At 74.6% G+C, this 15934-nt stretch carries 15 protein-coding genes; 8 read left to right on the plus strand and 7 right to left on the minus strand.

Annotated elements, in window-relative coordinates; genetic code table 11:
* Positions 1-132 precede the first annotated feature (132 nt).
* Positions 133-624: a hypothetical protein gene (locus ACWCHM_RS26430; protein WP_454220252.1), complete on the plus strand. Its 492-nt coding sequence runs from the start codon at positions 133-135 to the stop codon at positions 622-624.
* A 97-nt stretch (positions 625-721) separates the two neighbouring features.
* Positions 722-1654, plus strand: coding sequence for an alpha/beta fold hydrolase (locus tag ACWCHM_RS26435; RefSeq protein ID WP_454220253.1), 933 nt, complete (start codon positions 722-724; stop codon positions 1652-1654).
* 61 nt (positions 1655-1715) lie between these two features.
* Here the strand turns inward: ACWCHM_RS26435 and ACWCHM_RS26440 are convergent, their stop codons facing one another.
* Both ACWCHM_RS26440 and ACWCHM_RS26445 read right to left on the minus strand, forming a co-directional pair.
* The gene (locus ACWCHM_RS26440; protein ID WP_204958686.1) at positions 1716-2081 is read right to left on the minus strand and encodes a hypothetical protein; all 366 of its coding nucleotides are present in this window, start codon (positions 2079-2081) and stop codon (positions 1716-1718) included.
* On the minus strand, positions 2078-5437 hold the full coding sequence (locus ACWCHM_RS26445) for an SseB family protein (RefSeq protein WP_454220254.1): 3360 nt from the start codon (positions 5435-5437) through the stop codon (positions 2078-2080). Before ACWCHM_RS26445 ends, ACWCHM_RS26440 begins: the two co-directional genes overlap by 4 nt.
* A gap of 149 nt (positions 5438-5586) precedes the next feature.
* Between ACWCHM_RS26445 and mycP the strand changes: the two genes are divergently transcribed.
* Entirely contained in the window at positions 5587-6807 is a 1221-nt protein-coding gene (gene mycP / locus ACWCHM_RS26450; protein WP_454220255.1) for a type VII secretion-associated serine protease mycosin, read from the plus strand.
* Positions 6808-6944: 137 nt separating this feature from the next.
* On the opposite strand, the gene ACWCHM_RS26455 is transcribed toward mycP, so the two are convergent.
* On the minus strand, positions 6945-7238 hold the full coding sequence (locus tag ACWCHM_RS26455) for a WXG100 family type VII secretion target (protein WP_454220257.1): 294 nt from the start codon (positions 7236-7238) through the stop codon (positions 6945-6947).
* A gap of 31 nt (positions 7239-7269) precedes the next feature.
* A complete protein-coding gene (locus tag ACWCHM_RS26460) occupies positions 7270-7587 on the minus strand; it encodes a WXG100 family type VII secretion target (protein WP_204958683.1) in 318 nt (105 codons plus the stop codon).
* Positions 7588-7907: 320 nt separating this feature from the next.
* Between ACWCHM_RS26460 and eccE the strand changes: the two genes are divergently transcribed.
* Genes eccE through rarD form a run of 4 tightly spaced genes read left to right on the plus strand, consistent with a single transcriptional unit; the run spans position 7908 to position 11385 of the window.
* Positions 7908-9692 (plus strand): type VII secretion protein EccE, encoded by a 1785-nt coding sequence (gene eccE / locus ACWCHM_RS26465; protein ID WP_454220258.1) that lies wholly within the window; start codon positions 7908-7910, stop codon positions 9690-9692.
* Between the two features lie 55 nt (positions 9693-9747).
* Positions 9748-10134, plus strand: coding sequence for a phage holin family protein (locus tag ACWCHM_RS26470; RefSeq protein WP_363650169.1), 387 nt, complete (start codon positions 9748-9750; stop codon positions 10132-10134).
* Positions 10135-10178: 44 nt separating this feature from the next.
* A complete protein-coding gene (locus ACWCHM_RS26475) occupies positions 10179-10409 on the plus strand; it encodes a GNAT family N-acetyltransferase (protein ID WP_454220259.1) in 231 nt (76 codons plus the stop codon).
* A 52-nt stretch (positions 10410-10461) separates the two neighbouring features.
* A complete protein-coding gene (gene rarD / locus ACWCHM_RS26480; protein ID WP_454220260.1) occupies positions 10462-11385 on the plus strand; it encodes an EamA family transporter RarD in 924 nt (307 codons plus the stop codon).
* Positions 11386-11408: 23 nt separating this feature from the next.
* On the opposite strand, the gene ACWCHM_RS26485 is transcribed toward rarD, so the two are convergent.
* Together ACWCHM_RS26485 and ACWCHM_RS26490 are read right to left on the minus strand one after the other, a co-directional pair.
* Positions 11409-12110, minus strand: coding sequence for an anti-sigma factor family protein (locus ACWCHM_RS26485; RefSeq protein WP_454220262.1), 702 nt, complete (start codon positions 12108-12110; stop codon positions 11409-11411).
* Positions 12107-12601 carry a sigma-70 family RNA polymerase sigma factor gene (locus ACWCHM_RS26490; protein ID WP_239485433.1) on the minus strand — a complete coding sequence of 165 codons (495 nt, stop codon included), beginning with the start codon at positions 12599-12601 and terminating at the stop codon, positions 12107-12109. The genes ACWCHM_RS26485 and ACWCHM_RS26490 overlap by 4 nt, the downstream gene beginning before the upstream one ends.
* A gap of 237 nt (positions 12602-12838) precedes the next feature.
* Between ACWCHM_RS26490 and ACWCHM_RS26495 the strand changes: the two genes are divergently transcribed.
* Entirely contained in the window at positions 12839-14965 is a 2127-nt protein-coding gene (locus tag ACWCHM_RS26495; protein WP_204958677.1) for a PhoX family protein, read from the plus strand.
* Between the two features lie 254 nt (positions 14966-15219).
* On the opposite strand, the gene ACWCHM_RS26500 is transcribed toward ACWCHM_RS26495, so the two are convergent.
* Complete coding sequence (locus ACWCHM_RS26500) at positions 15220-15423, minus strand: hypothetical protein (protein WP_454220264.1); 204 nt, start codon at positions 15421-15423, stop codon at positions 15220-15222.
* Positions 15424-15934: the final 511 nt, after the last annotated feature.

A 15934-nucleotide genomic window follows, 5' to 3' on the forward strand; every position in this document is an offset into this window, starting at 1 on the left:
TACCCGATGCCCGGGCAGGACTCCTGCCCGGGCATCGGCCCGTCCGGGGCCGGCCGGATGCCGCTGCGCCGCCGCCGTGGCAGGCTGGCTCTGCGCGTACCCGTGGCGGGTGCGCCGGGAGCGGAGGCGACCGTGACCGACGACCGGACCCCGACCACCGACCCGCCGGCCGACCACCGGTCCCCGGCCGACCTGCCGACACCGCCCGCCGGCCCCCGACCGCCCGCCGACCGCGCGGCGACGCCCGCCGGCCCCCGACCGCCGGCCGGCCGCGCGGCGACGCCCGCCGACCGCGTGGCGACGCCAGGCCCGCCCGCCGACCGGCCGACGGCACCGCTCTCCGCCGACCCGCCGCCCACCCTGCGCCGGCCCACCGCGCCCCCACGACACCCCACCGACCGACGCCGGCCGGACCGGCTCGCCGGAAGGATCACCCGGGGCGGCGACGGCCCGTGCTACGGCCTGGTCACCGACGACGGCCACGAGTACGCGCTGCACGGCCCCGGCCTCGGCACCGTCGCTGCCGGCAGCACCGTCGTGGTCACCGTCGACCCGGCCGCGCCCCCCGCCGCCTGCGGCCCCGGCACCCCGGTCGGAGTCGTCCGGATCAGCGTCGTCCGCTGAGTCCACTCAGCCCGCCGGGACCGGACCGGGTCGCGGGCCGCAGCCCGGTCCGGGTCGGCTGGGCGATCGACAGGCACCGAGGTCCTAGGCTGTGCCCATGACCGAGCAGCGTGGCGGGCCCACCGACGAGTCCTGCGTCCTCACCGAGGGGCCGTGGACGCACCGGTTCGTCGGCGCGAACGGCAGCCGGTTCCACGTCGTCGAGGCGGGCACCGGGCCGATGGTGCTCTTCCTGCACGGCTTCCCCGAGCACTGGTGGGCCTGGCACACGATGCTCCCCGCCATCGCCGACGCCGGCTTCCGGGCCGTCGCGGTGGACCTGCGCGGCTACGGCGCCAGCGACAAACCACCCCGGGGGTACGACGGCTACACCCTCGCCGCCGACGTCGCCGGCCTGATCCGTGCCCTCGGGGAACGCTCGGCCACCGTGGTCGGTGCCGGCTCCGGTGGGCTGATCGGCTGGACAGCCGCCTCGTTCCACCCCACCCTGGTCCGCCGGCTGGTGGTGCTCGGCGCGCCCCACCCGCTGCGGTTGCGCGCGGCCATCTTCGCCGACCCGCGCGGCCAGTTCGCCGCCTCCACCCCGGCGCTGAAGTTCCAGTTCCCCCGGTACGAGCACGTGCTCACCCGCAACGACGCCGCCGAGGTGCAGCAGATGCTGAGCCGTTGGGGCGGCCCGCGCTGGGTCGCCAGCCCCGACTTCGCCGGGTACGCGCAACGCTGCCGGGAGGCGATGCTCATCCCGCAGGCCGCCTTCTGCGCGCTGGAGGGCTACCGGTGGGCCTTCCGCTCGGTGCTGCGGCTGCACGGCTACCGGTTCGTCCGGCTGATGCAGAAGCCCCTGGTCACCCCCACCCTCCAGCTGCACGGGGCGGTCGACGTCGCGTCCCTGCCGCGCACCGCGCAGGGCTCCGGCCGGTACGTCAGCGCCCCCTACGAGTGGCGGCTGCTCGACGGGGTGGGCCACTTCCCCCACCTGGAGGCCGGCGACCTGGTGCTCGGCGAGATCCTGCGCTGGACCAAGTCCTGACCGTCCCGTGCCCGCCTCGACGGTCCCCCGTCGGCTGTCCCGTCCGTGCCGTGGCCGGCGGTCAGACCCGCTGTTCGCGCAGGTCGGCGACCTCGGCGGCAGGTGCCCAACCCTGGTAGACGCCGAAGTCGAAGACCTCCAGCCCCATCGCCTGCGCCACCGGCCAGCGACCACCCGTGTACTCGACCCGCAGCCACCCGTCGTGCTCGCCGAGCACGATGAACGGCTGCCCCTGCCAGGTGCAGGTGGTCCGCACGTATGCGAGGTCCTCGACCTCACCGGCCGGCACGACCCGCACGTACCGGCCGGGGCGTACCTCCTCGAAGCCGTCGGCGGGTTCCGGCTGGTAGATGCGTACGTGGTCGCCGTCCGGGCTGACCTGGTACTCGCGCCCCTGCCAGCGGGCCACGTAACCGTCGCGCATCACTCCTGCCCCACCTGTCGCCAGACCAGCGCGTCGGTGTCCAGGATGGCGATCACCCGTTCGGTGCCCTCCGTGCCGATCCGCCAGAGCTGTGCACCGTGCGGCAACCGGGCGCTGTCCACCTTGAACTCGGCCACCACGTCGCTGCTCTCCCCGGGGGCGAACCCGTTGCCCCGGAACGGCGCTCGTTCGATCACCCAGCCCTCCATGGCCCGCATCGCCGCCTCGTTCTGCCCGCCGTACGGAATGCGGTAGAGACTCGGCCGGTACGCGGGCCAGCGCAGCACGTAGGTGGCCTCGGCGTCGCGGGCGAACGGCGAGTCCGGGTAGCCCAGCCCCAGGGCGTCGTGCAGTTCCGCCGGGGTGGTCAGGTGGGCCAGTTCGCCGGCCCGGTGCACGAAACCGGAGACCCGGTCGTAGCCGCGTTCCAGGTAGTAGGCGAGTTGGCTCGGGGCGACCGCCTTCTGCATCACCACCGGACGGGACGGGTCGGTGACCGGCGGGGCGTACCGGGTGCGTTCGGCGGGTGCCTCGGCAGCGGCCACCGGCTCCACGTCCGCCTCGTCACCGAGCCCGACCTCGGCCGCCCAGCTGGCCAGGGCCACGATCTGCTCACCGGGCAGCTTTGCCCCGACCGGGGTGCCCGGGTTGACGGCGAACGCCCAGCTCGGGTCCGGCCACCGCCGGATCAACTGTACGAAGCGCACCTCGATCGTCTCGACCGGCAGCACGTCGTGCTCGGCCAGCCGCTCCGGTGAGGTGTAGACCACGACGTACGTCTCACCGTCGGTCGTCCCGGTACGCCACTGGAAACCGGGCTCGCCGGGGCGGCTGCCGGCCACCGAGTCGGGGTTGACCGGAAGCAGCACCCGGGCCAGCAGCAGGGTGGACAGGAAACCGTCGGTGCTGCCGACGCCGACCGCGTCCAGCAGGTTCTCCTCGACCTCGTTGGCCGGCAGGAACGCCTCGTCGACCGGCGGCGCGACATCCGCACCGGCGGTCGACGACGGGCTCCCGGGCGGCGCGCTGCCGAACGGAGCCGGATCGCCGGCCGGGCCCGGTGCCGCCGGGGAGGTCGGCACGGCAGAAGCTGTCGGCACGGCGGTGGCGGTAGGCCCGGTAGGGGCGCTCGGCCCCGCAGTGGCGGCCGGCACGGTAGTGGTCGGCAGCTCGGTGGCGGGTGCCGCCGGGGAGGTCTGCGCGGCCCGCTCGGCGGCGGGGGTCCACAGGTCGACCGGGGTGGAACGTGGGTCGGCACGGTCCGCTCCCGGCGCGGTGGCCGTCGGGGCCGTCCCGGCGGCGGTCCGGACCGGGCCACCGGCCGTGGGGGTAGGGGCAGCGTCCCCGGTCGGGGTCGGGGCGGCGGGCGCGCTGTCCGCCGGTACGGCGTCACCCGGCGGAGCGGTCCACGCCTGCGCTCCCCCAGCCGGCCGGGTGACCGGCGCGTCCGCTGCCGGCGCGGGCGGGTGGACGGTCGGCGCGCTGGCCGGCGGGGGGGCCACGTCCGGTGGGGCCGCCGCGACCTCCGGCCGGGCCTTCGAGGCGGCCCGCTCGGCGGCCGGGGTCCACAGGTCATCCGGGGCGGGACGGGGCCGGGCGGCAGGCGACGGGCTGGCAGGCGACGGGCTGGCGGGCGGCGGGTGGACCGGCCCGGATGCGGGCGGGCGGGCGGGAGCGCCGAACGGACCACCGGTCCCGTTCACGTTGACCGTGTCCCCGGCACCCGGCCCCCCGGCCGGCGGCACCGGGGTCGCCGTGGGCGCGGCGGGCGGCGGCGGCATCGGCGGTGGCACGGGGGCGGCGGGGGGAACGAACGGCGCGGCGGGCGGCGGCGGGACGACCGGGGGCACGGACGCCGCCGGGGGGACGAACAGCGAGCCCTGGGCGGCGGACGGGGCGGGCGCGGGAGCGACCGGGAGGTCCCGGGACTCCAGGATCACACCCTCTATCACGATGGGCATGAACCCCCGGCGGGACACCGGCGGCGCGGAGACCGGCTCGGCGACGGAGGGCGGCACCTCCTCCGCCTCGCCCCGGGCGGGGCCGGCCGGAGCGGTCGGCGCGGCAGGTGGAACGGCGAACGGGTCGGCCGGAGCGGCAGGTGGGACGGCGAACGGGTCGGTCGGCGGGCGGGGTTGGCGTGCCCCGGGCGAGCCGTCCGCGGTGGGCTGCCGGCGGGGCAACGCCTGGGTGGCCTCCGCCGCCGGTGGTGGCGTACGGAAGGCCCGGGTCGCCTCGTCCGCCACCGGGCCGACGTGGAAGGCCCGGGTCGGCTCCCCACTCGGCGGCTCCACCCGGAAGGCCCGGGTCGGTTCCTCGGCCAGCGGGTCCGGGGAACGGCCTGCCGGTGACGCCCCGTTGCCGGGGCCGGACCGGGCCGGCGGATCGGTCATCCGAAACGCGCGGGTGGCCTCGTCCTCGCCCGGCTGGTTGGGTGCCGGGCGGCGGCGGGGGAAGGGCTGACCACCCATCCCGGGTCGGGTCGGTGGGGCCGCCCGCTCACCCGAACGCAGCGGATTGTCCCGGGGCGACCGGGTGGCACCCCGGGCACTGGACGGCTCGAAGAACGAGGTACGCCCGTTGGCCGGGCCGGCGGACTCCTCGCCCAGCAGCCGGCGACGGGGAACCGCCGGCCAGCCGCCATTGGTCGCCGCCGGCACGGTGCCGGGCTCGGGGAAGGCGGGGCGGCCCTGTTCGGGTGGGCCGGCGGTGGTGGTGCGCGGGCCACCACCGGACGGGCCACCACCGGGCGGGACGACCGGACGCCCCCGCTCGTCGGTCAGCGATGTGCCCGTCGCCGGGCGGATACCACCCCCGGCGGGTGGAGCGGTGACGGACGACGCCGGCCGGGGCTGGGACCAGCCGGCGGAGAGGTCGGCGGTCGGCTCGACATCGGCCGGTCCGCCGGGCACGCCACGGACCGGAGGTTGGTCGGACTCCCGCTGGGACCGCACCACCGGGGCGCGGCCGGGCAGCCGGACGTCCCCCCGGGAGAGCTGCGAGACGAACCAGGCGGGCAGGTAACCCTCGACCGGCAGACCGGGGTTCACCGCCAGCCACCACTCATGGTTGGGCCACTCGACGGCCAGGTCGGCGTAGCGGCTGCGCCGGTAGGGGCCGGCGGAGGACCCGAGGCAGGCGTGCATCGCGGCGGCCGAGGTGAAGGCCAGCACGTGGGTGCGGCCACCGGTCGTCCAGGTGCCCCAGCCCATCGGTGTCGCACCGGCGAGGGCCTGGCCGGAGACCGGGAGGAAAAGCTCCGTACCAGCCAGGATGCGGAAGTAGAGCTCCTGGTCACCGGCGTGCAGCGCGTCCCGCATCGCCGTCTCGGCCTCGGTAGCCGGCTCCCAGTCGGTCACGGCCACCTCTCCTCCCGGATCAGGCCACAGGCGTCGCGTACAACCTACAAGGTGAAAACAAGATCACGATAAGTCGGTCAGCGGCCGGCCTGGGAGCGGACCGGGCGCTAACATCCCGTTGCGGAGTCGACACGATACGGAGGCGGTCGATGACCCGATCGGGCAGCCGACGAGCGTTGGTCACTCTGGCAGCGGCCCTGCTCGCCGCACCCCCGACGGCCGTCGTGGCGTCGGTCACCCCGGCCAGCGCCGCCCCCTCCTGCGTCACGTCGCCCGCGCCGGCCCGACCGGTCGCCGCCACCCCGTGGCCCCAGCGACGGTACGCCCCGCAGCGGCTCGCCCCGCTGGCCACCGGTGCCGGCGTCGTCGTGGCGGTGGTCGACTCCGGTGTCGACAGGCGGCACCCCCAACTGCGGGGGCGGGTGCTCGACGGGGCGGACTTCCTCGACCCGGGCGGCGACGGCACCCGGGACTGCGCCGGCCACGGCACCGGGGTGGCCAGCATCATCGCCGCCGGGGAGGCCAGCGGGGTGGCCTTCCGGGGGCTCGCACCCGGTGCCCGCATCCTGCCGGTACGGGTCAGCGAACAGCAGGTCGTCGAGGGTCGGGAGTCGGGGCGTACGGTCAGCGCCGCCGGTTTCGCCCAGGCCGTCCGGTGGGCGGTGGACCACGACGCCGACGTGCTCAACCTCTCCGTCGTCCTGTACGCCGACAACCCGGCCGTTCGCGACGCGGTCGACTACGCGCTGCGGCGGGACGTGGTCGTGGTGGCCGCTGCCGGCAACCTGCACGACGGCGGGGACCCGCTGCCCTATCCGGCGGCGTACGACGGGGTGCTCGGCGTCGGCGCGGTCACCCCGACCGGCGTGCGCGCCCCGTTCTCCCAGGTCGGCCCGTACGTCGACCTGGTCGCGCCGGGCGGCGAGGTGCTGATGGCCGCGCCGGGGCAGGGTCACCAGCGGGCCGAGGGCACCAGTTACGCCGCCCCGTTCGTGGCGGGCACCGCCGCCCTGCTGCGGCAGTACCGGCCGGACCTCGACGCCGTCGGGGTGGCCCGCCGGATCGTCGGCACCACCGATCCGGCACCGGGTGGCCGGGAGGGCGGCTACGGTGCCGGCGTGCTCAACCCGTACCGGGCGGTGGTGGAGACCGGTGGTGCTCCCCGGCCGGCCGCCCGCCCGACGACGGTCCTGCCGACGCCGCAGGCGGACCCGGCGCTGCTGGCGCAGACGCACCGGCGGGCGGCGGCCCGGCAGCGGGCGCTGCTGGTCGCCTCGTCCGTCGGCGGGACGGTGGTGGTGACGGTGCTGTTGGCCGTGGTGCTCCCCCGGGGCGTCCGCCGCCGCTGGCACCCGGCCGGCCCGGCCTGACGGCGACGCCCGACCGTCGACCGGCCGGGCGTCGCCGTCGGAGCACCACCGGCCGCGTCACCATCGGGGAGCCCGCCCGGCGGACCGGGCTTCGCGGCCCGCCGTCGAAGCCGCCGCAGAACCGCCGGGCGGCCGGGTCAGTGGAACAGGCCGGTGTTGCGCTTCTCGGTGTCGAGGTAGTCGGCTGCGGAGTCGTCCACGGCGAGTTTGATGTCCCGCAGCATCGCCTGGAGATCCTGCGACGCGGAGCGCCACCGCGACTGCCGCTGCTCGTACGCCCGGCGGGCCTCGCCGTCCCAGCCGGCGACCAGTGGGGCGGCGTCCCGTTCCAGCTGGCCGAGCTGCGCGTCGAGGGTGTTCAGTGCCTTCTGGATGTCCGCGCCGGCCTGGTGCAGCGCGGCGAAGCTGACGACCAGCACGCCATGGTCCATCGGATCGTTCCTCCCCGGGATGTGGATGTGGCTAGAGCGGCAGTTGGATGCCGCGACTGGTGCCGGCGACCCGGCCGGCGGCCTCGGTGTCCGAGACGTCGTACTGGCGGCCGGCGGTACGCAGGGCCGTGGCGGTTTCCCGCAGGGCCCGTTGCAGCGCGGCCTGGTCCCGCCCCCACTGCTGCTTGACCTGCTCGAAGGAACGCCCACCGGCGCCCCGCCAGGCCTGCTGCAACACCTCCAGCTCGGCCATCAGGCCGGTCAGCATGGCCTGCAACGACTGGTCCACCTGCTCGAACCTGGTGGCGGTGTGGTGCATCACCGCCGCTTCTGCCTGGGTCTGGGACACCCGGACGTCACCTCGTCTCCCCGGTCGGGGCCGACCGTTGGCCGTCCTGTGCGGACGGACCGCCCGTCGGCAGGGGACCGGACGGACCTGGTCGGCGAATCAGTCGCTGACGGTAGTCGCACCGTCGCCGATGTGCTACCCCGTCCGCCTCCCCTGTGGACAACGTGCCCCGACGCCGGAACGGCAGGCCCCCACCGCACGGACGGGAACACTACGATGGGTCACACCCCCGTCGCGTTCCGGTCCCGGCCGGGCACTCGCGGCGGGACGCCCGGGCGCAGCCGGGACGACCGACCCGGCGGGCACACGGAGGAGATGTGGTGACGGCGAGCACGACCGACCGCCCGCTCCGGCGGACCACCGAGGGCCCGCCCCGACCCCGCACCGGCACCGCCGTACACCCCGGTCAGGTCGTCGCCACGCAGGTCGCGCTGGCGCTACCGGTGGCCGCCTACGGTCGCGGGCCGGTGCCGGCGGTGCTCGCCGCGATCGGTGCGGTGGTGCTGGCCGGTCTCGGCTGGGGGCGCTGGCGCGGGCGGTGGCTGTTCGACTGGTGGGGCACCACCGCCGGGTTCCTCACCCGCCGGCACGGCCTGGCCGCCGACACCGCCCCGGAGGCCCTGCTGGACCTGCTGCTTCCCGATGCCGTGCTGGCCGGGGTGGAGTTGACCGACGGGCCGGCGGGGGTGGTCGACGACGCCACCGGGCTGACCGTCCTGCTCGACCTGGGCGATCCGGGCGACCTGCTCGGCGACCGGTCCCACCCGCTGCCGGCACCCGGCACGCTGCTGCCCCCGACCGGACCGGAGCAACCACCGGTACGGGTGCAGGTGTTGCTGCACGTCGTGCCGGCCCCGGCGGCGGAGGTCGGCGGCGCGGCCGGCACGTCATACCGCCAGTTGACCGAGGGACGGCTGCCGGGCCAGGAGCGGGCCCTGCTCGCCGTCCGGGTGATGCGGGCGTCCGGCTGGTCCGACGCGGACCTGCGCCGGGCGCTGGCCGGCACGGTGCGTCGGATCGTCCGCCGGGTGGGGCCGCTGCCGGCCCGTCCGCTGGGCGGGCCGGCAGCGCTGCGGGTGCTTGCCGAACTCGCCCACCACGACCCCGGCCGGCCGGTGCGCGAGAGCTGGTCGACGGTGTGCGCCGGCGACCAGCACCAGGCCACCTTCCGGCTGGTCCGTTGGCCGGACGCCCGGGTCGATCCGGGTCGCCGGTTGGTGTCCCGGTTGTTGGCCCTGCCGGCGACCGCCACCACCGTCTCACTCGGGGCCGGTCCGCAGGCCGGCGACACCGCACCACCGACGTGCCTGACGGTACGGTTGGCCGCCGCCACACCGGCCGCACTGCAACACGCTGCCGAGGGGTTGTGCCGGATCGTCGCCGACGCCGGTGGTGAGCTGCACCGGCTCGACGGCGCGCAGTTGCCCGGCCTGGCCGCCACGTTGCCGTTGGCGGTGCCCGGGGTGGTCACGCCGGCTGTCGAGCCGCCGGAGCTGACCCTCGGCGGGGCGGGGCTGATGGTGGGGGCCAACCGGCACGGCGGTGCGGTGACCGTCCGGCTGTTCCGCGCCGAGGGCACCCGGCTGGTGCTGGTCGGCGGGCTGGCGGCGGCCCAGTTGCTGGTGCTGCGGGCGTTGGCGCTCGGGGCCGGGGTACTGGTGCAGACCGGCCGGCCACGGGCCTGGGAGCCGTTCGTCCGCGGGGTCGGCGGGCAGCAGGGCGGGGTGGTGGTGGTCCCCACCGGGCGGGCGGTCGGCGTCACCGGTTCCCCGCTGCGTCCGCTGCTGGTGGTGGCCGACGCGGGTACGGCGGCCGGCGAACCGCCACCCGGGGCGGGATGGGTCTCCACCCTGGTGGTCCGGGACGGGTTGACCCCGGCGGACGTCGACACCCTCGGCCGGGCCGACCTGGCGGTGCTGCAACCCCTCGACCCGTCGGAGGCCGCCCTGGCCGGCACCGCGCTGGGGTTGGGTGGCGCGGCGGAGTGGTTGACCCGCATCCGGGACGACATGGTCGCGGTGGTCAACCGTCGGGCGCTGCGGTGGGCGCTGCTCTCGCCCACCCCGATCGAGTCGCATCTGGTCGGTCGGCCCGGCCGGCGCTGACCGCAGGAGCCACGGTGGTTTCCCTGGCTGGACCGCACGTGACACGATCCCGGCCATGGATTTTCTGAAGGGCCTTCTGATCCGGCTGGGTTCCACGGTGGTCGCCTTCTGGCTGGCGACGCTGCTCATCCCCGGTATCACGCTCGACACCGGCTCGGCCGGCGAGGCGATCGTCACCCTGGTGCTGGTGTCGGTGATCTTCGGTGTGGTGAACGCGGTGCTCCAGCCGATCATCAAAACCGTCGGCTGCGGCTTCTACCTGCTCACCCTCGGGCTGATCGCCCTGGTCGTCAACGGGCTGCTGTTCCTGCTCACCAGCTGGATCGCCGGCCAGGCGGACCTGCCGTTCCACGTGGACGGGTTCTGGCCCGAGGCGGTGCTGGGCGCGCTCCTGGTCGGCATCGTGACCTGGATCCTCGGGGCGATCCTCGACCGCGACTGACCCGGTCGCCGGCCACCGCTCCAGCGGGGCGGTGGCCGGCCCGGGTGGTCACCGACCGGGCCACCGTCGGCTGGCTCTGCGACCTCTACGTCGCCCCGCAGGCGGGGGGGCGCGGCCTGGGCACCTGGCTGGCCGGCTCGATCCGCGACCACCTCGCCGGGTACGGCGTACGCCGGATCGCGCTGTCGACCGCCGACGCCCACGGGGTGTACGCGAAGCTGGGCTTCACCCCCGCGCCCCCGGACGGGTGGATGGAGTGGGTGAACGAGCGGTGACCCCGCTCACCGGAAAGGAGCCTGATCCGGCTGTACCCCTTACGGTGGGGTCGTGACTCCGCTGCGTCTCGGCTACCTCTACGGCTTCGGTGCGTACCTGCTCTGGGGTTTCATCCCGATCTACCTGAAGCTGCTCCGGCCGGCCGGGCCGATGGAGATCCTCGCCCACCGGATCCTCTGGTCGGTGGTGTTCGTCGCGCTGCTGCTCGTCGCCCTGCGCAACGTCGGCTTCCTGCGGTCGCTGGCCCGCCGCCCCCGGACGCTGGCCGGGATCGTCGTCGCGGCGGCGCTGATCGCGGTGAACTGGGGCACCTACATCTACGGGGTGAACTCCGACCGGGTGGTGGAGACCGCCCTCGGCTACTTCATCAACCCGCTGGTGTCGGTGCTGCTCGGGGTGCTGGTGCTGCGGGAGCGGCTGCGCCCGGCCCAGTGGGTGGCGCTCGGGGTGGGCGCGGCGGCGGTCGCGGTGCTCACCGTCGACTACGGCCGGCTGCCCTACCTGGCGTTGATCCTGGCGGCCAGCTTCGCCGGCTACGGGTTGGCCAAGAAGCGGCTCGGGCTGCCGGCGGCGGAGGGGCTGTTCGTCGAGTCGGCGGTGCTGGCCCTGCCCGCCCTGGGCTACCTGGGCTGGTTGGCCAGCCGGGGCGGGTCGACGTTCGGCGGGGTCTCGGCCGGACACACCGCGCTGCTGGTGGCGGCCGGGGCGGTGACGGCCGTCCCGCTGCTGATGTTCGCGGGCGCGGCCAACCGGCTGCCACTGACCGCGCTCGGCATGCTCCAGTACGTGGCCCCGGTCCTCCAGCTCGGCTGCGGCGTGCTGATCTTCCACGAGCCGATGCCGCCGGCCCGGCTCGCCGGTTTCACCCTGGTCTGGCTGGCCCTGGTGATCTTCACCCTGGACGCGCTGCGCAACGGCCGACGCACCCGGGCCGCCGCCCGCGCCGCCGATCCGCTGCCCGCCACCGCCCACTGAGCCACCCGGCCGACGCCCTGGGATCAGCGGACGTCGTAGCTGAGCACCAGGGTCCCGTCGGCGCGCAGCAGTTCGAGGCGGACCAGTTCGGCGTCGGTGAACCGGGTCGCCCCGCGCAGGTTCACGTCGTCGCCGGGGGCGGCCAGCCAGGAGGCGATCTGCTCGGTCGCGTCGTCCGGCCCCCGGGCCACCAGCCGGAACGTGTACGCCTTGCCGTAGCCGGCCGTCGCGTCGTACCCGCAGTGCATGGTGACCTCGGTGCCCCACTTGGTGCCGCTCAGCCCGATCTCGGCGTGCACCGCCGGGGTCTTGGCCGCGACCGGTGCCATCGACACCATCCGTACCGCCTGGGTGGTCGGCGTGGGCGTCGGGGCCGGCCGCAGGGCGGACGCCCCGGCGACGCCCAGCACCAGGGCGAACCCGGCGGCGACGAGGGCGGTCACCGCGTACCGGCGGCGGTTGCGGGTCCGCTCGCGGCGGCGGCGGTCCCGGGCGGTGGCGATCAGGTCGGGCACCCGACTGACCTCGGGCGGTGGCGGGAGGAACTCCTCCAGCGTGGTCGGGTCGAGCCGGCCCAGCAGGCCCGGCAGCACGGCGATCTCGGCCACCGCGTCCCGGCACGCCGCGCACCCGGCCAGGTGCCGCTCGTAGGCGGCCCGGTCGGCGGGGGCGAGCGCACCCAGCACGTACGCGCCGTCGTCGTGTGCGAACTCGCAGCGGGTCATCCGGTCACCCCCATCTCGGCCAGCGCCAACCGTAGTGAACGCAGCGCGTAGTGGGTGCGGGACTTGACCGTTCCCGGTGGCACCCCCAGCCGGGCCGCCGCCTCGGCCACCGAACGGCCCTGGTAGAAGCACTCGACCAGCACCTCCCGGTGGGTGGGGCTGAGCCGGTTCAGCGCCTCGGCGATGGTCCAGGCCTCGACCGCGCGCTCCGCCTCGTCGACCGTCTCGGGTGGTTCGGGCAGGTCGTCGGTGAACACCTCGCCGACCCGGGTCGACCGGCGGCGCCAGGCGTCGATCGCCAGGTTACGGGCGGTGGTGAAAAGCCACGCGCGGACCGAGCCGCGACGTGGGTCCAGCGCCTCGGGATGCCGCCAGGCCCGCAGCAGGGTCTCCTGCACCAGGTCCTCAGCCCGGGTGCGGTCCCCGTTGACCAGCCGCAGCGCGTGCGCGTAGAGCGCCTCGGCGTGCTCGTCGTGCAGGGCGCGCAGCAGTTGGGCGTCGTGGTCGCTGATGGTGATCCCCTCGCTTCCCGCCCGACAGGTCCGGCGAACGTGTCCGCCGGTTATTACGCGCCGTGACCCCGATCGGTTCAGCGGTGACTGCTGTTCACATCCGGTTCACACCGCGTCCGGTGGCCGCTCACCCCGTCCTGGCAGCGTCCGCCCGGTACGCACGTCGCGCAGGTGAAAACGGCGTGCCACCGACCTGCTTCCAGGAGGCTCCCTTCCATGAGCGACCGTCCCCGGCTGCTCCCGCTGCTCGGCACCACCCGGCACGGCAGCCGCGATGCGATGACCTGCCTGTACCGCTGCGGCAACGCCTGTGACCACCCGGTACCCAACACCTCCGACAACACCTACTTCGGCGACCTGGTCGAGGGGGAGGTGACCCGGCGGGGTGTGGTCCGGGCGGGTGCGGTGGGCGCGCTGGTGCTCGGCTTCGGCGGTGCCGCCGCCGGTGCGCTGGCCGGGGCCGCCCCGGCCGGTGCCGCACCGGCCACCCCGGTGGTGCCGGAGGTGGCCGATCCGACCGCGCCGCAGCGCGGCGTCGGCAGCGGCGCGCTGACCTTCAAGCCGATCCCGCCGAACCAGCTCGACACCCTGGTCGTCCCCAACGGGTACGACCACCACGTGGTCATCCGCTGGGGCGACCCGGTGCTGCCCGGTGCGCCCCGGTTCGACCTGCACGGGCAGACCGCTGCCGCCCAGGCCAAGCAGTTCGGCTACAACAACGACTTCGTCGGGGTGCTGCCGCTGGACCGGCGGGGCAGGCGGGCGCTGCTCGTGGTCAACCACGAGTACACCAACGAGGACCTGATGTTCCCCGGCTTCACCGGCCTGGACAACCTCACCGTCGAGCAGCTGCGCACCGCGATGGCCGCGCACGGCATGTCGGTGGTGGAGCTGGAGCGGGTGGACGGCACCGGGCAGTGGCGGGCGGTGGGCCAGGGCCGGCGGCCGTACAACCGGCGGGTCACCGCGCTGGCCACGAAGTTCGAGCTGACCGGCCCGGCCGCCGGCTCGGCGTGGCTGCGGACCGCCGCCGACCCGAAGGGGCGCACGGTGGTCGGCACCCTGAACAACTGCGCCGGCGGGGTCACCCCGTGGGGGACGGTGCTCTCCGGCGAGGAGAACTTCAACCAGTACTTCGTCGGGGCCGACGCCGCGCCCGCCGAGCTGAAGCCGAAGTTCGACAGGTACGGCATCACCACCACCGCCCGCTACCCGAGCGGCAGCCGCAAGTGGGAGCGGGCCGACGAGCGGTTCGATCTGGCGAAGCACCCCAACGAGGCGCACCGGTTCGGGTGGATCGTGGAGATCGACCCGTTCGACCCGGAGAGCCGCCCACGCAAGCACACCGCGCTGGGCCGGTTCAAGCACGAGGGCGCCAACGTGATCGTGGCCCGCGACAAGCGGGTGGTCGCGTACATGGGCGACGACGAGCGCTTCGACTACCTCTACAAGTTCGTCTCCGACAAGAAGTTCATGCCCGGGGACTCCTGGGTGGCCCGCAAGAACAACCTGACCCTGCTGGAGTCGGGCACCCTGTACGTGGCGCAGTTCAACCAGACCAGCGCCGCCGAGATCGACGGCTCGGGCAAGCTACCCGCCGACGGCGCGTTCAACGGCACCGGCCGGTGGATCAGGCTGGTCAGCGGCAACCGCAGTTTCGTCGACGGGATGACCGCCGCCGACGTGCTCACCTTCACCCGGCTCGCCGGGGACAAGGTCGGCGCGACGAAGATGGACCGGCCGGAGGACGTCGAGCCGAGCCTGCTCACCGGCAAGGTGTACGTGGCGCTGACCAACAACTCCGACCGGGGCAAGGCGGGCAAGCCGGCAGCCGACGAGATCAACCCGCGCAACCTCAACAAGCACGGGCAGATCCTGGAGCTGGTCGAGGACCGGGGCGACAACACGGCGGAGTCCTTCACCTGGTCGCTGCCGATCGTCGCCGGTGACCCGGCCGACCCGTCGACCTACTTCGCCGGGTACGACAAGACGAAGGTCTCGCCGATCTCCTGCCCGGACAACGTCGCCTTCGACGCCACCGGCAACCTCTGGATCTCGACCGACGGCAACGCGTTGGGCAGCAACGACGGCCTGTTCGCCACCGCCGTCGAGGGGCCGGAGCGGGGGCACCTGAAGCAGTTCCTCACCGTGCCGCTGGGTGCGGAGACCTGCGGGCCGTTCATCACCGGCGACAACCGGTCGGTGTTCGTCGCCGTGCAGCACCCCGGTGAGATCACCGGCGCGTCGGTGGAGAAGCCGGCGTCGACCTGGCCGGACGGCGACTACGCCAAGCCGGGCGTGGTGGTCACCTGGCGGCTCGACGGCGGCCCGATCGGCAGCTGACGCCCGTCCCGGGTCGGCCCCGCCGGGCCGGCCGCGAAGGCCCTCTCCCGCTGCGGTCCGGGAGGGGGCCTTCGCCCGCGCGTCGGGCGTTGCCTCAGCCTGCGCACGCCGGACGGTGCCCCCTGTGGGCCGGGGCCTCCGCCTGCGCGCCGCCGGACGGTGTTATTTTTGATATGGGGGGAACCTCATGTCGGGTCGCCCCGATCGGCCCCGGGCGACCCCGACCCCGCCAGGGTCGCCCGGACGTCGGGGCGTCAGGCGTCGCTGCGCGTCAAGAAGTTGAACGCCACGATTAGGAGTGCGAGGGTCCCGCCGAACGCGGTACCCCCGGCGAGCAGGGCCTTGCCGAGGCTCTGCTCGATCTCCGACGTGATCCAGCCGGCGATAGTTCCGGTGAGGCTGGCTGCCAGGACGGCGATCAGCAGCAACATGACCCGGTTGGCGACAGTGTTAACCATCGAGGGCGAACCTCCACTAGACACAACGGTCCTTTTAGACCTGTGTCGGTGTCCAGCCCTCGGCTCTTCGCCTTGCTTCGCAAGATGCCATTCGCCCGTGGATCGTGTCAATAGGCTGTACACGTGTATCTCTGTGTCACCCCCGATCGTGCAGAGTCTGCCCGGCTCACGGGGGTTAGGCGCGTGTATGCTCCCTACTCTCGGTAGCCATTCGGGGCTTCCGCCTGCTGGGCGACCCTGGGAGAGTGCGTCGTGCTGCTTGCCGCCTAAACGGCGTGGTCGAATGCCGCATGATCAACGATGACACCGCGTTCACCGCCGTAACCCTCGTCAGGCTGCTACATCGAGACGGTCCCACCCGCGTCCACGTCCTCATCTCCGGCACCCACGAGTTCCGCAGGGTTGCCCGTGAAGCCCTGCCCCGGCTGGTGAAGGAGGGCATCGTCCGGCGCAAGCAACGGATGGAGGTGGGGGAACGTGTACAGCCTCGCCGTCGAATACACTCCCGAGC

The sequence above is a fragment of the Micromonospora sp. SCSIO 07396 genome (assembly GCF_053667945.1).

What these genes read in the sequence shown, in the direction of transcription:
- ACWCHM_RS26500 (WP_454220264.1), bottom strand. Translation starts at nt 15,423, where the DNA reads ATGGTTAACACTGTCGCCAACCGGGTCATGTTGCTGCTGATCGCCGTC.
- ACWCHM_RS26495 (WP_204958677.1), top strand. Translation starts at nt 12,839, where the DNA reads ATGAGCGACCGTCCCCGGCTGCTCCCGCTGCTCGGCACCACCCGGCAC.
- ACWCHM_RS26485 (WP_454220262.1), bottom strand. Translation starts at nt 12,110, where the DNA reads ATGACCCGCTGCGAGTTCGCACACGACGACGGCGCGTACGTGCTGGGT.
- ACWCHM_RS26470 (WP_363650169.1), top strand. Translation starts at nt 9,748, where the DNA reads ATGGATTTTCTGAAGGGCCTTCTGATCCGGCTGGGTTCCACGGTGGTC.
- mycP (WP_454220255.1), top strand. Translation starts at nt 5,587, where the DNA reads ATGACCCGATCGGGCAGCCGACGAGCGTTGGTCACTCTGGCAGCGGCC.
- ACWCHM_RS26435 (WP_454220253.1), top strand. Translation starts at nt 722, where the DNA reads ATGACCGAGCAGCGTGGCGGGCCCACCGACGAGTCCTGCGTCCTCACC.
- ACWCHM_RS26455 (WP_454220257.1), bottom strand. Translation starts at nt 7,238, where the DNA reads ATGGACCATGGCGTGCTGGTCGTCAGCTTCGCCGCGCTGCACCAGGCC.